Raw genomic sequence first — 14,573 nt, 5'->3', positions numbered from 1 at the left:
GGCGCCCGATGCCCTGCGGGGTGCCTTAGACCGACCGTTGACGGCATGGAGATCTTGGGGATCGCGGGGAGCATCCGCGTGCAGTCGTTCAACCGGAGGTTGCTGGCCGCGGCGCGGCACGAGTTGCCGGACGGTGTCCGGTTGGCGCAGTGGGACGGGCTGGCGTCCGTGCCGCCGTTCGACGAGGACGCCGAGGACGGGCCGGTGCCGGCGGCGGTCGCGGAGTTGCGGGAGGCCATCGCGTCGGCGACGGGCGTGCTCATCGCGACGCCGGAGTACAACGGGTCGGTCCCGGGGCAGTTGAAGAACGCGCTGGACTGGGCGTCACGGCCGCGCGGTGCGTCGGTGCTGGCGGGCAAGCCGGTGGCCGTCGTGGGCGCGAGCCCGAGCCCGCACGGGGCTGCGACGGCCCAAGGCGACCTGCGGCGGGTGCTGGCGAGGGCCGGTGCGTCGGTGGTCGGCGAGCCGGTCGCGGTGGGGCAGGCGTTCCGGCGGTTCGACGAGCACGACCGCCTGCTGGACCACGAGCTGCGGGCCGCGTTGGCCGGCGTGCTCGTGGAACTCGCGAGCCGGGTGGTCGTGTGACCACCGTCTTGGAGCGCACGCGGTGGGGCGCGGTGTTCGCGGTGTCGTCGGGCATCGTGCTCGCGGCGCTCGACCTGACGGCCGTCGCGGTGGCGTTGCCGGTCCTGGGCACCGATCTGGGTGCCGGGCCGACGGTCACGCAGTGGGTCCTGCTGGCGTACAACATCCCGTTGATCGCGTTGAGCATCCCGGCCGGGCGGTGGCTCGACCGGGCCGGGCACCTGCCCGCGTTCCTGCTGGCGGTCGGCGGGTTCGGGGCGACGAGCCTGCTGATCGCGGTCGCGCCGACCACGGGGGTGGTGCTGGTCGGACGGGCGTTGCAGGGTGCGTTCAGCGCGTTGATCGGCGCGGTGACCATGCCGATCATCGCGGGCAACGTGCGTCCCGAGCACCGGGCGCGCGCGATGGGGATCGTGCTCACGCTGATCCCGTTGAGCGGGGTGGCCGGTCCGGCGTTCGGCGGGCTGCTGACCGACCTGTTCGGCTGGCGGTCGGTGTTCCTGATCAACCTGCCGGTGGTCGCGGTCGCGGTGCTGGCCGGTCGGCGGGGGATCGCGGCGGACGGGCGGGGATTGCCGTGGCCGGGCCGGCGAATCCTGGTGGAGTCCGTCGTTTTCGGTGCACGCGTGGTGCGGCGGCGGTCGTTGGCGTTGCCGTTGGCGTCGTTGCCGTTGATGCTGACGGGTGTCGGCGCGTTGAACTTCGTGGTGCCCTACCTGCTGGTGGACCTGCCGTCGCGGACGGTCGGACTGGTGCTGCTGGCGATGTCGGTCGGCATGGCGGTGCTGTCGCCGATCGCCGGGGTGGTCGCGGACCGGCACGGGTACCGGGTGGTCGCGTCGACCGGCGCCGCGGTGATCCTGATCGGTACCGTGCTGCTGCTCCGAGCGGGTGACGATCCGTGGGACCTGGCGTGGCGGCTGGCGGTGATCGGGATCGGGCACGGGCTGTTCGCCGGTCCCAACGCGGCGGCCCTCCTGGCGCGCACGCCACCCGAGCTGATGGGCACCGCCGGCGGGATGACGACGCTGGTACGCACGGTGGGCTTCTCCGTCGGGCCGGTGTTGGGCGCGTCCCTGGGAGGGTTCCACCCGACCGTCGCGGTGCTGGTGGCGATCACCGCCCTGGGGGTGGTCGCGACGGTCGCGCAGCAGCGGACCGGTTGACGGCGCGGTGCTCCTATCGGGCGCGTGACCTGCCGATCACTTGCCGATGGAACTAGCCTGAGCTGGGTAGCAACCGGATCCGGTGTAGATCGGGAGGCGCCCATGAGGATCGCTGACGTGTTGCGTGGCAAGGGGTCGGCCGTGGCGACGGTCGAGTCGAGAGCGTCGGTAGCGGATCTCGTCGCCGCGCTGGCCGAGCACAACGTGGGCGCGATGGTCGTGATCGGGCCCGAGGGCATCGCCGGGATCGTGTCGGAACGGGACGTCGTGCGGAAGCTGCACGAGCGGGGCGGCGAGCTGTTGGCCGCACCGGTGTCGGACATCATGACCAGCGAGGTGTTCACCTGCTCCCCGCGCGATTCGGTCGACAGCCTCACGGTGCTGATGACCGAGCAGCGCATCCGGCACGTGCCGGTGGTCGACGGCGGCCGGTTGGCCGGCATCGTCAGCATCGGCGACGTGGTGAAGAGCCGGATCAACCAGCTCCAAGACGATCAGGACCAGCTCACCGCCTACATCGTGCAGGGCTGAGCGCACGACCGGCCGCGCGGGCGCCTCCGGGTGTTCGCGCGGCTCGGCGTCCGTCAGTCGCGGGCGCGGTGGTAGTGCCGGCTGACCCTGGCCCGGTTGCCGCACGACGGCTTGCACCACTCCTGCCGGGGGTGCGCCTTGACGAAGTACCGGATGCACCGGGGCCCCTGGCACGCCCGAAGCTCCTCCCGCGCCCCGCTGCCCAGGAACTCGATCACCGCCGTGGCCAACGTCGCCAGCAGGCGGTCGCCGGGGTCGGCCGAGTCCTCGTGGCGCAGCCGGGGCTGATCGGTCCACTCCAACTGGGCGGCACGGGGAACCCGCGCGGCGGCGGCGTTGACGGTCTTCAGCGCGTGCTCGAAGTCCAAGAGGTGCGGTGTGTCGAGACGTTCTTCGGTCCGCACCACGTGCGCGAACAGCGATCGCACGGCCCAGCGCAGCTCGACCACCCGCTGCCGCAACGCCTCGTCCGGTGGGACGTCGGCCGCCAACGCTCCCGTCCACGCCGCGAAACCGTCCGGCGTGGCCAGGTCGTCCGTGAGCCCGCCGTGCCCGTCGTGCCGGACCGTGCTCGCGAACTCCAGTGCCAGTGCCATCCGATCCAGTCTAGTGATAGGTTCCCTAACGGATGAAAGCTCATATGCCATTAGGGGGAGTTGTGACGACCCAGGAGAACGTGCTGGACGCCCACCGCAGGTTGGCCGCCCTGATCGAGGACGTCACCGACGCGCAGGTGGCCGAACCGTCGGCGCTGCCCGGCTGGACCCGCGGCCACGTGCTGGCGCACCTGGCCAACGTCACCGTCGGCCTGGCCGGTCAGGCGGAGAACGAGGGCACGAAGGTCGAGGTCTACCCCGGTGGGCGTCCCGCCCGGGACGCCGCGATCGAGGCGGACGCCGGGCGCTCGGCGGTGGAGCACCGGGCCCGGATCGACGACGCCGTCGCCCGGCTCGCGAAGGCCTGGGCCGGCGTCCGCGATTGGGACACCGCGACCTTCTACCGCGACGGCACGCTGACCGGCACCGCCTACGCGCTCTGGCGCGAGGTCGAGATCCACACCCGCGACCTCGACCTGGGCGGCCCGGTCACGTGGTCGCCCGAGTTCTGCGATCACGTGGTCGAGTTCCTGTCGGCGCGGGTGCCGGACGGCGTCAGGCTCACGTTGCAGGCCGACGATCGCCGGTGGGTGATCGGCGAGGGTGAGGACGTCACGCTCACCGGCTCCCGCACCGACCTGGTCGCGTGGCTCGCCGGGCGCGAGCCGGAGGGGCCGATCACCGGCGACCGGCCGGAGCTGAAGCCCTGGCCGTGACACCGGCTGCGGGCGGTCGGGCCGGCAGCCGGATAAGTTCAGGCAATGCTGCACGAGATCGCCGAAGCCACGCGGGGCTTCCTCGACCTGTTGGACGACGGGCAGCGCGCGGAAGCGGTGCGGGCGATGTCCGACGACGACCTGCGCAAGCGGTGGGCGTACACGCCCGGTGAACGGCCGGGCGTCGTCTACGGCTCCCTGGACCGCGACCAGCGCAAGGCCGTGCACCGGCTGCTGTCGTGCGTGCTCAGCCCGCACGCCTACGCGCAGGCCAGCACGGTCATGGCGTTGGAGGACGTGCTGGACGACCGGGAAGGCGGCCTCCGCGACCGGCACCAGGGCGACTACTGGGCGGTCCTGCTCGGCGAACCCGGTGACGAGCCGTGGGGCTGGCGGGTCGAGGGGCACCACCTGTCGGTGAGCGTGGTGGTGGCCGACGGGCGCGTGTCGGCCACCCCGTTCTTCCTCGGCGCGAACCCTGCGCGGACGACGTACCGGGGCCGAACGGTGTTGCAGCCCTTGCGGTTGGAGGAGGAGCTGGCCCGCGAACTCCTGGAGCGGATGGGGCGCACGGCGCGCGGGTTGGCCGTTGTCGCCGACACCCCGCCGCCGGACCTGCGGACCGGCAACGCGCCCCGCGTGGGCGACCTCGAACCCGCCGGCGTGACGCCCGCGCAGCTCGACCGGACGTCACGCGGGCTGCTCGTCGGGCTGGTCCGGTACTACCTCGACCGGCTGCACAGCGACCTGGCCGACGAGGAGTTCGACGCCCTGGACCTCGAGCGGCTGCACTTCGCGTGGGAGGGTTCGGCCAAGCGCGGCGACGGGCACTACTACCGGGTACAGGGGCCGGAATTGCTGATCGAGTACGACAACACGGCCAACGACGCCAACCACGCGCACTCCGTGTGGCGGCGGCGGTCCGGCGACTTCGGCGACGACCTGCTCGCCGCGCACCGCGCGTCGGTGAGGCACGAGTGACACCGGACGAAGCGATCGCGGAGCAGGAACGGCTGCGTCCGCTGGTGTCGACGCGGACCGATCCGGGGCTGGTGGTGCGGCACGTCGCCGGGCTCGACGTGTCGTACGCGGACGACGACCGGTTGGCGGCGGCGGTCGTGGTGCTCGACGCGGAGTCGTTGGAGACGGTCGACTCGGCGGTGGTGTCGGGCAAGGCCGATTTCCCCTACGTGCCGGGGTTGTTCGCGTTCCGGGAGCTGCCGTCGCTGGTGGAGGCGATGAAGAAGCTGACCGTCGCACCGGACCTGCTGGTGTGCGACGGGCAGGGGTTGGCGCACCCGCGGCGGTTCGGGTTGGCGTGCCACCTCGGGGTGGTGACCGGCGTGCCGAGCGTCGGCGTGGCCAAGACGCCCATGGGGCAGTTCACCATGCCCGACGACGTGCGCGGCGCCCACACCGACCTCGTGGACGACGGCGAGGTCGTCGGGCGGACGTTGCGGACGAGGGAAGGGGTGAAGCCGGTGTTCGTGTCCGTGGGGCACCGCATCGACCTCGACCGGGCGTGCGCCGAGGTGCTGCGGCTGTGCGTGACGCGGCTGCCGGAGACGACCCGGCGTTCCGACTCGCTGGGCCGGGCTCAGCTCAGGTAGGCCAACTCCGGGTGCCGTCGGACGTACGTGTCCAGCAGGCTCTTGGCGGTGGCGACCGAGTCGACGAGCGGGTGCAGGGCGAACGCCTTCAGCGCGGCCGACCGCGTGCCCTCCATGACGAGCCGGTCCACCGCCTTGACCGACGTGACGAGCCCGGCCGCGTGGTCGGGGAGCGGCGTCACGGTGAGCGGGCGCGCACCCGTCGCGTCCACCTCGCACGGCACCTCCACGACGGCGTCGTCGTCCAAGGTGGACAGGGTGGAGTTGTTGGGCACGTTGAGGATCAGCGTGGCCGTCTCGTTGTCCGCGATGGCCCGCATGAGAGCCATGGCGACGTGCTCGTACCCGCCGCCTTCCAGTGTGTCGCGCTCGCGCTCTTCGGCCATGTACGTGGCTTCACGCTCCAGCCGCGTGGTCTCCCAGTCCACTTCGCCGTCGTAGAAGCGTTGCTGTTGGCCGAGCAGGAAGGCGCCGCGGTTGTCGCCCAGCGCTTCCCGCGTCGAGTAGTAGTAGTGCAGGTACTCGTTCGGGACGACGCCGAGCGCGCGCAGCCACTCCGCGCCGAAGAGCCGGCCTTCCTCGAAGCCGGTCAGGGCGTCGTCGTCGGCCAGGAGCGCGGGGAGCAGGTTTTCCGTGCCCAGGTACACGCCTTGCAGCCAGCCGAGGTGGTTCAGGCCCGCGTAGTCGAACGTCGGGTTCTCCAGGTCGAGGGCGTGGGCGACGCGACGGCACAGGCCGATCGGCGAGTCGCAGATGCCGATCACCCGTTCACCCAGGTGACGGGCCATGACCTCGGTGATCAGCCCGGCCGGGTTGGTGAAGTTGACGACCCACGCCCGCGGTGCGAGTTCGGCGATCCGCCGGGCCAGCCGATCAGCGACCGGTGCGGTGCGCAGGCCGTAAGCGATACCGCCCGCGCCGACCGTTTCCTGGCCCAGGACGCCGTGCGCGTGGGCGACCTCCTCGTCGATCGCGCGCCCGGCCAGGCCGCCGACCCGGATCGCGGAGAACACGAAGTCCGCGCCGCGCAACGCCTCGTCCAGGTCGGTGGTGGAGGTGACGGGTGGGCCGCCGCGCAGCACGTGGTGGATAGCGTTCAGCCGGTTCGCGTCCACGTCGTGCAGCACGACTTCGGTGATGTGCTCGTCCAGAGCCTTGTGCACGAGCGGCACGCGGAAGCCACCGCCGCCCAGGATGACCAGCCTCATGCGTCCCATCCTGCACCGGCGAGCAACGTCACGAAGGCCGACGTGAGCGGGTCCGGGGTCTTGTGCGCGTAGGCGACGAGGGTTCTCCGCACGGGGGGATCGGTGCTCAGGACGGCGCCGTCGAACGTCTCCGGCAGGATGTTGCGCGGCACCAGCGCCGGACCCAACCCCGACGCGGCCAGCACGGGCGCCGCCGCGGTCTGCTCGGTGCGGACCGCCGCGCCCGGCTGGAAGCCCCGGGCGGCGCACGCCGCGTCGACCAGGTCCGCGAGGCCGTTGCCCGGCGCGTAGTGCACCCACCCGTCGTCGGCGAGCGCACGCAGGTCGATCGGTTCGCGGTGGTGGGTGTCGGGCGGCAGGACGACCACGAACTCCTCCACGCCCAACGGCTGCCGGAAGCCGACCCAGTTCGCGGGCTCCGGGCCGAGGGCGATGTCGGCTTGGCCCGCTGCCATCGCCTCGCGCAGTTCGTCGGCGTGGCGGTGCTCGAACAGGCGGATGCGGACGTCCGGGTGCTCCGCGCGCCACCGCCTGAGCACGGGTGGCAGCACGCCGAGGGTGAGCGAGTAGAGCGTGGCCACGCGGAGTTCGCCGCACTCCAGCCCCGCTGCGCGTCGTGCGGCGGTGAGCGCGCGCTCTGCGTCGGCCAGGGCGGCACGGGCGTGGGGCAGCCAGGCACGTCCGGCGGGCGTGAGGCGGACGGCTCGGGGGAGTCGGTCGAGCAGCTGCGCGCCCACCGTGCGTTCCAGCGCCCGGATCTGGTGCGAGAGGGCGGGCTGGGTGACGTGCAGCAGCTCGGCGGCGCGGGTGAAGGACCCTTCGTCCACGACCGTGACCAGGTACTCGAACTGCCGCAGTGTCATGAGCACAGTTTATGGGTTGAAGAAAGAACATGCCTTGGACTTATCGGTCCTAGCGGCCTGATGATCGGGCCATGTCATTGAACGAACAGGCGCTCGCGGTGCTGGACCAGCTCGCGGGCGCGCCTGCGCTGGAGGACCTGACGGTTTCCGAGGCACGTCGGTCGCAGTGGGGCCTCACCGGGTTCCAAGGCGCTCCCGAGCCGGTCGCGCGGGTCGAGCACCTCTTCCTGCCCGGACCGACCGCCGACCTGCCCGCGCGGATCTACTACCCCGAGGGCGACGGCCCGTTCCCGGCGATCGTGTTCCTGCACGGCAGCGGGTGGGTGACGTGCAACCTCGACATCTACGACGTGGCGTTGCGGGCGTTGGCCAACGCGACCGGGCACGCGGTGTTCGCGGTGAACTACCAGAAGGCGCCCGAGCACCCGTTCCCCGTGCCGCTGGACGACTCGTACGCGGCCACCGCCTGGCTGTTCGACCACGCCGAGTCCTGGGACGTCGACCCGGCGCGGATCGGGGTCATGGGTGACAGCGCGGGCGGCAACCTCGCCGCCGCGGTGGCGCTGCGGGCACGGGGCACGCTCGACTTGGCGTTCCAGGTGCTGGTGGTGCCCGCGCTCGACGTCGACTTCACCACTCGGTCGTACGTGGACAACGCGACGGGCTACGGGCTGTCGGCGGACGGGATGCGGTGGTTCTGGTCGCACTACCTCGGTTCCGGCGGGGTTTCCGAGTCGGCCGCTCCGCTGCAGTCGTCGGTGGACGGCCTGCCGCCGACGTTCGTGGCGATCGCCGAGTACGACCCCGTGCGTGACGACGGCGAGCGGTACGCGGCGAAGTTGGCGGCGGCGGGCGTGCCGGTCCGGCTGCGGGAGTTCGACGGCACGATTCACCCGTTCGTGTTGATGGACGGCGTGCTGGACGAGTACCGCGTGCTGCTGGGCGAGCTGCGGACCTGGCTGGGCGCGCTGTGATGCCGCCCGCGCTGGTCGCGCTGGCCATCGGCGCGTTCGGCATCGGCACCACGGAATTCGTGATCGTGGGCCTGTTGCCGCAGGTGGCCGGCGACCTCGGGGTGTCGATCCCGGCGGCCGGGCTGCTCGTGTCGGGCTACGCGCTGAGCGTCGTGGTCGGCGCGCCGTTGATCACGGCGGGTGGATCGCGGTTGCCGCGCAAGCAGCTGCTCGTCGGCCTGATGGGGCTGTTCATCCTCGGCAACCTGGTGTGCGCGGTGGCCGACGACTACGCGGTGCTGATGGCGGGTCGGATCGTCGCGGCGCTGTGCCACGGCGCGTTCTTCGGCGTCGGGTCGGTGGTGGCGGCCGGGCTGGTCGCACCGGACCGCAGGGCGCGGGCGATCGCGCTCATGTTCACCGGGCTGACCGTGGCGAACGTGCTGGGCGTCCCGGCGGGCACGGCGCTGGGGCAGGAGTTCGGCTGGCGCTCGACGTTCTGGGCGGTGACGGCGCTGGGCGTGGCCGGGTTGGTGGGGATCATCGCACTGGTGCCGGTCCAGCCCGCCTCGACGGGGTTGCGGGGCGAGCTGGCGGTGTTCCGCCGGCCGGGGGTGTGGCTGGCGCTGGCCACGACGGCGCTCGGGTTCGGCGCGGTGTTCGCGTCGTTCACCTACATCGCGCCGATGATGACGGAGGTCGCCGGGTTCTCACCGGGCGCGGTGACGTGGCTGCTGGTGCTGTTCGGGGCCGGGCTGTGCGTCGGGAACGTGATCGGCGGGCGTGCGGCGGACCGCGCCCTGATGCCGAGCCTCTACCTGTTCCTCGGTGCGCTCGCGGTGGTGCTGGTGGTGTTCGTGTTCACCGCGCAGTCGGCCGTTCCGGCGGTGGTCACGATCGCGGTGTTCGGCGTGTTCGGGTTCGCGACCGTGGCGCCGTTGCAGACACGGGTGCTGGAACAGGCGTCCGGCGCGCCCGCGCTGGCGTCGGCGGCGAACATCGCGGCGTTCAACCTGGGCAACGCGGCGGGCGCGTGGCTGGGCGGCGTGGCGATCGACGCCGGCTTCGGCTACACCGCGCCCAACTGGGTCGGCGCGGCGATGGCGTTGGCCGGGCTGGGCGTCGCGGTGGCCGGTGGCCTGCGCAGCCGCCGTCGTCAAGGGCCGATCGTCGGGTCTTCGCCAATGTCTACTGTGGACTCGAAGCACCCTTGACAGGGGTTATGCCGCGGGGAAGGGTCTGCCCGAAACCTGTCCTACACATGATGGGGGTTCGGCCGTGAAGGGTGTACGGAGAGCCGCGGTGCTCGCCGCTCTGGTGACGCTGCCGCTGGGGTCGATCCCCGCGGTGGGCGGTGCCGCGACGGATGGCCCGGTGTTCGTCGGCGGCGAGGCGCAACCCGTCTTCGACCCGAAGGACGTGGTGCGCGAGAGCGTCTGGGTGCGCGCGCCGGTCGACAGCGACCACGACGGTCAGGACGACGAGGTCTACGCCGAGGTGGTGCGCCAGACCGCCACCGACCGCGGGCTCAAGGTGCCGGTGGTGTTCTTGAACAGCCCGTACTTCTCCGGCGGCAACGACGTGGCCAACCACGACGTCGACGTGGAGCTGTACGTGCCGAACCGCCGCGGCGGCTACGACAAGCGCGACGGGTCGGTGCTGAAGGCCGAGGCGGACGCGCGGATCGCGGCGGCCGTCGGGCCGAACCCGACGCCGATCCGGTCCGGGCGCTACGAGGACTACTTCATCTCCCGCGGCTTCGCCATGGTGTACGCGGAGTCCCTGGGCACCGGCAAGTCGTCCGGCTGCCCCACGTCGGGCGGGCACAACGAGACCGTCGGCTCGAAGTCCGTGGTGGACTGGCTCAACGGCCGCACCACCGCGCGTGACGCGGCCGGCGCTGCCGTCGAGGCCGACTGGACCACCGGCAAGGTCGGCATGATGGGCGTGTCGTACAACGGCACCCTGCCGAACGCCGTCGCGGCGACCGGCGTCGAGGGCCTGGAAGCCATCGTGCCCATCGCGGCCATCTCCAGCTGGTACGACTACTACCGGGCCGACGGCGCGGTCGTCGCGCCCGGCGGGTACCAGGGCGAGGACCTGGACGTGCTCGCGGAGTACGTCTACACCCGTGCGGACCGGGAGGTCTGCAAGCCGGTGATCGCGGACATCGCGCACCGGCAGGACCGGGTGACCGGCGACTACAGCGCGTTCTGGGACGAGCGGAACTACGTCAAGGACGCCGCGAAGGTGCGGGCCGCGGTGCTCGCCGTGCATGGGCTGAGCGACTGGAACGTCAAGGTCAAGCACGTCGCGCAGTGGTACGAGGCGCTGCGGAAGCACGGCGTCGAGCACAAGATCTGGCTGCACCAGGCCGCGCACACCGACCCGGACACGCTGCGGCCGGTCGAGTGGCGGCGCACGATCAACCGGTGGTTCAGCCACTACCTGTACGGCGTCGACAACGGCATCGAGCGCGAGCCGAAGGCGACGATCCAGCGTGAGGACAAGACCACCTGGGTGGACGAGGCGGACTGGCCGGCTCCCGGCACGTCCAAGGCCCGCGTGCACCCGTGGGCCGGTGGTCCGACCAAGGGCTCACTGCGGTTCGAGTCGGTGCCGGGGAGCCCGGTGGTGGAGTCGTTGCGCGACGACTCGTCCAAGCTCGCCGAGGACCTGATCGACCTGCCCGCCTCGGGCAACCGGCTGTCGTACGCGATGCGGCCGACCGCGGAGCCGGTCCGGTTCTCCGGTGTCGCGCGGGTCGACCTGGCGGTCTCGTTCGACCGGCCAGCGGCCAACGTGACCGCGCTGCTGGTGGATCGGGCGCCGGACGGCACGTCGCACGTGATCACGCGGGGGTGGACGGACCCGCAGAACCGGGTGTCGCCGTCGCGGACGAAGCCGATCGAGCCGGGCAAGCAGTACCGGGTCGAGGTGGAGCTGGAACCGACCGACTACGTGGTCCCGACTGGTCACAGCGTGGAGTTCGTGGTGATGTCGTCCGACTACGACTACACGCTGAGGCCTGCGCCGGGCACGGGCCTGTCGGTCGACCTCTCGTCGACGGTGGTGGAGCTGCCGGTGGTCGGTGGGTTGGGCGCGTTGCGCCGGGCAGTTGGTTAGAAAGTAATTCACGAAGGATCAACCTGGAAAGTCTTCCACTTACCGCTCGGTTGTGGTCGGATCGGCGCCACAGTCGTGAAGGAAGGTGGCAGATGAGCCGAATCAGGCGCGCGTTAGTCACGGCCCTGGTCGCACCGCTGGTCGGCCTCGCCCTCGTGCAGGGTGAGGCCGCCGCGGCGCCCAGTTTCCAGATGCCGTTCCCGTGTGGACAGGTCTGGGAGGGTCAGACCCGGACCAGTCACAGCCCGGCCAACGCGGTGGACTTCAACCGGGCCAACGACCTCGGGGACCCCGTGGTCGCGTCGGCGGGCGGGACCGTGACGCGGGTGGCGAACGAGGGCAGCACCAGCTACGGCCGCTGGATCGAGATCGGCCACGGCAACGGCTGGCGCACCCGGTACGCGCACCTGTCCGTGCAGCGGGTCAGCGTCGGTCAGGTCGTGTCGCGGGGTCAGCGCATCGGCGACGTCGGCTCCACCGGTGGTTCGACCGGCCCGCACCTGCACTTCGAAGAGCGGCTCGACGGTGTGGCGCAGAAGATCGTGTTCAACGGGAGCCAGATCTACTACTGGGGCACCCGCAACTACACCAGCCGGAACTGCTGATGAAGCGGGTCGCGCGCGCGTTCGTGACCGCGCTGGTCGCGCCGCTGGTCGGCCTCGTCCTCGTGCAGGGTGAGGCTGCCGCGGCGCCCGGTTTCCAGATGCCGTTCCCGTGCGGCCAGGTGTGGGAAGGCCAGACCCGCACCAACCACAGCCCCGCGAACTCGGTCGACTTCAACCGGGCCAACGACGACGGCGATCCCGTTGTCGCGTCGGCGGGTGGCACGGTGACGCGGGTGGCGAACGAGGGCAGCACCAGCTACGGCCGGTGGGTCGAGATCGGCCACGGCTCGGGCTGGACCACCCGGTACGCGCACCTCTCGGTGCAGCGGGTCAGCGTCGGTCAGGTCGTGTCGCGGGGTCAGCGCATCGGCGACGTCGGCACGACGGGTGGTTCGACCGGGCCGCACCTGCACTTCGAGCAGCGGCTCAACGGTGTGGCGCAGAAGATCGTGTTCAACGGGAGCCAGATCTACTACTGGGGCACCCGCAGCTACACCAGCCGCAACTCGTGCAGCGGGGTGACCGGCACGGTCGGCACCGACAGCGGCGCGTCGGTGACCATCCGCTCGGGGCCCGGAACCGGGTACGCGGCGGTGGGGTCGGTGGCGAACGGCGCGACCGTGACCATCAGGTGCCAGACCCGCGGCCAGACGGTCACGGGCAAGTACGGCACCACCGACCTGTGGGACCACATCGGGTCGGGCTACATCTCCGATGCCTTCGTGTACACAGGTTCGGACGGCCAAGTGGCGCCGAACTGCTGAGTTTCCGCAGGTGACGAGGCCGCTTCCGGTTCGCCGGGAGCGGCCCTTCCGCAGTTGTCCACAGATCCGGCTCCCGCAGTGGGAAGTGCGGCCCGCTCCCGGCACAGTCGGCCCCATGACGAAGCTCCTTCCCCCGGTCAAGCTCACCGACCCGGGCGACCTGATCGCCGCGGTGCCCCACCTCCTCGGCTTCCACCCGGCCGACTCGATGGTCGTGCTGGTGGTGCGGGGCCACGACATAGCCCTGACCCTGCGCATCGACCTGCCCCCGCCCGGCGCTCCGCACCGGGTGGCCGAGCAGTTGGCCGGCCCGCTGTCGCGGTGCCGTTCGGCCAAAGCCGTGGTGGTCGTGATCGGTGGAGGTTCGGGCGACCCGCCGGAAGACCTGCCGCACGACTCGCTGGTCGACGTGATGGACGACGCCCTGCACGCCGCCCGCGTGCCACTGCTGCTGGCCGCGTGGACCCGTGCGACGGCGAAGGGGGAGGCGTGGTTCGACTACCACGACGCGGGGACTTCCGGGACGGTCCCTGATCCGACGAGCACGGCGTTCGCCGCCGAGTCGGCCGCCGACGGTCACGTCACCTACTCCAGCCGTGCCGCGATGGGCGAGCTCCTGGCACCGGACCCACCGGAGGCCCTGTCCCGTCGAGCAGCCCTGCTGAACCGCCTGGCCGCCGACGCCACACCCCTCCCACCGGACGGCACCGTCGCTCCCCGGCACCGTGAGCTGATCCACGCGGAGGTGGTCCGCGCGGCCGGTCGCAAGCGTCCGCTGACAGATTCGGAGGTGGCCGATCTCGCGCACGCCCTGTCGGACCCGTGGGTCCGTGACTCGGCGCTCGGGTACTGCGTCGGTCAGCACGCCCGGAGCGCCGAGGCCCTGTGGACCGAACTGACCCGAGCCTGTCCCGCTCCGGAACGCGCGGAACCCGCCTCTCTGCTGGCGTTCTCGGCCTACGTCAACGGCCTGGGCACCCTGGCATCACTGGCACTGGACCGGGCGGAAAAGGCCCACCCGGGCCACCGTCTGACCGAACTGCTCCGGGCCGCTTTGGACACCGGCCTGTCCCCGGACCACCTGCGCCGCCTCGCCGAACGGGCGGCGGAGACGGATTGGAGCGCCCCACCCGAAGGCTGACCCAGCCCCGACCCGGCAGGTCCAGCCCATGAGCCACCCCACCCAAAACCAACACCGCCCAGCCCCGCCGACACTGCCAAGGCCAGCATCGCCCGACCGCCGACACCGCCCAAAACCGACACCGCCCAAAACCGAAACCGCCCAGCCCCGCTGACACTGCCAAGGCCGGCATCACCCCGACCGCCGACACCACCCAAGCCCGCCGACACTGCCTGACCGGCATCGCCCGGCCGCCGACACTGCCCAAACCGACACTGCCCAAACCGACACTGCCCAAACCGACACTGCCCAGGCCAGCACCGCCCAGGCCCGAACTGCCCACACCGCAACCGCCACCGGCAACACCGGCACCGGCACACCCACACCGGCACACCCACACCGGCACACCCACACCGGCACACCCACACCGGCACACCCACACCGGCACTGCTCAGGCCCACACTGCCCGCACTGCGCTGCCCCGGCTGCCGTCGGCACTGCTCAAGTCCGTACTGCCCCCTGCGCTGCCCGGGTTGGCACCGGCACTGCTCAAGCCCGCGCTGTCAGGAGCAGCGCGGCCCACCGCAGTACCGGCCCAGGCTGTCCGGGCACAGGAAGGTTCCGGCCCAGTGCAGCGCCGGATCAGCGCCGATCAGCTCAGCAGTACCCGAAGGGCCGCCGCCGGCGGGTGCGGCCCGAGCACGCTGCCCTGAAGCAACTGGGCGGGCTG

General features: G+C 71.7%; 15 protein-coding genes. 12 read left to right on the top strand and 3 right to left on the bottom strand.

The features are described from left to right. The first annotated feature begins 45 nt into the window (after positions 1-45). From OQ02_RS05340 to OQ02_RS05330, 3 genes are all read left to right on the top strand, one after another. Positions 46-585 carry an NADPH-dependent FMN reductase gene (locus OQ02_RS05340; RefSeq protein ID WP_033437134.1) on the top strand — a complete coding sequence of 180 codons (540 nt, stop codon included), beginning with the start codon at positions 46-48 and terminating at the stop codon, positions 583-585. After that, on the top strand, positions 582-1,751 hold the full coding sequence (locus OQ02_RS05335) for an MFS transporter (RefSeq protein WP_033437133.1): 1,170 nt from the start codon (positions 582-584) through the stop codon (positions 1,749-1,751). Before OQ02_RS05340 ends, OQ02_RS05335 begins: the two co-directional genes overlap by 4 nt. 102 nt (positions 1,752-1,853) lie before the next feature. Further along, positions 1,854-2,282, top strand: a complete 429-nt coding sequence (locus tag OQ02_RS05330) for a CBS domain-containing protein (RefSeq protein ID WP_033437132.1) — start codon at positions 1,854-1,856, stop codon at positions 2,280-2,282. A gap of 53 nt (positions 2,283-2,335) precedes the next feature. Here OQ02_RS05330 and OQ02_RS05325 read toward each other — a convergent pair whose 3' ends face one another. Further along, complete coding sequence (locus OQ02_RS05325) at positions 2,336-2,878, bottom strand: CGNR zinc finger domain-containing protein (protein WP_156076891.1); 543 nt, start codon at positions 2,876-2,878, stop codon at positions 2,336-2,338. Between the two features lie 62 nt (positions 2,879-2,940). On the opposite strand from OQ02_RS05325, the gene OQ02_RS05320 reads away from it, so the two are divergent. From OQ02_RS05320 to OQ02_RS05310, 3 genes are read left to right on the top strand one after another with little or no spacing between them, the layout of a single operon-like run. After that, positions 2,941-3,594, top strand: coding sequence for a maleylpyruvate isomerase family mycothiol-dependent enzyme (locus OQ02_RS05320; RefSeq protein WP_231499885.1), 654 nt, complete (start codon positions 2,941-2,943; stop codon positions 3,592-3,594). 45 nt (positions 3,595-3,639) lie between these two features. After that, positions 3,640-4,575: a DUF3500 domain-containing protein gene (locus tag OQ02_RS05315; protein WP_033437130.1), complete on the top strand. Its 936-nt coding sequence runs from the start codon at positions 3,640-3,642 to the stop codon at positions 4,573-4,575. Then, positions 4,572-5,204 (top strand): endonuclease V, encoded by a 633-nt coding sequence (locus OQ02_RS05310; RefSeq protein WP_033437129.1) that lies wholly within the window; start codon positions 4,572-4,574, stop codon positions 5,202-5,204. Before OQ02_RS05315 ends, OQ02_RS05310 begins: the two co-directional genes overlap by 4 nt. On the opposite strand, the gene OQ02_RS05305 is transcribed toward OQ02_RS05310, so the two are convergent. Continuing rightward, positions 5,192-6,412 carry a family 4 glycosyl hydrolase gene (locus tag OQ02_RS05305; protein ID WP_033437128.1) on the bottom strand — a complete coding sequence of 407 codons (1,221 nt, stop codon included), beginning with the start codon at positions 6,410-6,412 and terminating at the stop codon, positions 5,192-5,194. The two genes, OQ02_RS05310 and OQ02_RS05305, sit on opposite strands and share 13 nt — an antisense overlap. Further along, entirely contained in the window at positions 6,409-7,275 is an 867-nt protein-coding gene (locus tag OQ02_RS05300; protein ID WP_033437127.1) for a LysR family transcriptional regulator, read from the bottom strand. Before OQ02_RS05300 ends, OQ02_RS05305 begins: the two co-directional genes overlap by 4 nt. 71 nt (positions 7,276-7,346) lie before the next feature. On the opposite strand from OQ02_RS05300, the gene OQ02_RS05295 reads away from it, so the two are divergent. The 6 genes from OQ02_RS05295 to OQ02_RS05270 all read left to right on the top strand — a co-directional run bounded on the left by OQ02_RS05295 (position 7,347) and on the right by OQ02_RS05270 (position 13,864). Continuing rightward, the gene (locus OQ02_RS05295) at positions 7,347-8,249 is read left to right on the top strand and encodes an alpha/beta hydrolase (RefSeq protein WP_033437126.1); all 903 of its coding nucleotides are present in this window, start codon (positions 7,347-7,349) and stop codon (positions 8,247-8,249) included. Continuing rightward, entirely contained in the window at positions 8,249-9,442 is a 1,194-nt protein-coding gene (locus OQ02_RS05290) for an MFS transporter (RefSeq protein WP_033437409.1), read from the top strand. Before OQ02_RS05295 ends, OQ02_RS05290 begins: the two co-directional genes overlap by 1 nt. Before the next feature lie 64 nt (positions 9,443-9,506). Then, positions 9,507-11,354 (top strand): Xaa-Pro dipeptidyl-peptidase, encoded by a 1,848-nt coding sequence (locus tag OQ02_RS05285; RefSeq protein ID WP_033437125.1) that lies wholly within the window; start codon positions 9,507-9,509, stop codon positions 11,352-11,354. Positions 11,355-11,446: 92 nt separating this feature from the next. Beyond that, on the top strand, positions 11,447-11,959 hold the full coding sequence (locus OQ02_RS05280) for a M23 family metallopeptidase (protein ID WP_081915413.1): 513 nt from the start codon (positions 11,447-11,449) through the stop codon (positions 11,957-11,959). Beyond that, positions 11,959-12,723 carry a M23 family metallopeptidase gene (locus OQ02_RS05275; protein ID WP_033437124.1) on the top strand — a complete coding sequence of 255 codons (765 nt, stop codon included), beginning with the start codon at positions 11,959-11,961 and terminating at the stop codon, positions 12,721-12,723. Before OQ02_RS05280 ends, OQ02_RS05275 begins: the two co-directional genes overlap by 1 nt. Positions 12,724-12,838: 115 nt before the next feature. After that, positions 12,839-13,864, top strand: coding sequence for a DUF4192 domain-containing protein (locus OQ02_RS05270; RefSeq protein ID WP_033437123.1), 1,026 nt, complete (start codon positions 12,839-12,841; stop codon positions 13,862-13,864). Positions 13,865-14,573 lie beyond the last annotated feature (709 nt).

Origin of the sequence: Saccharothrix sp. NRRL B-16314, from assembly GCF_000716595.1 — a bacterium.
Lineage (GTDB): Bacteria > Actinomycetota > Actinomycetes > Mycobacteriales > Pseudonocardiaceae > Actinosynnema.
Note: the sequence above shows the minus strand (reverse complement) of the source record. Positions and strands in the feature narration are given on the sequence as shown.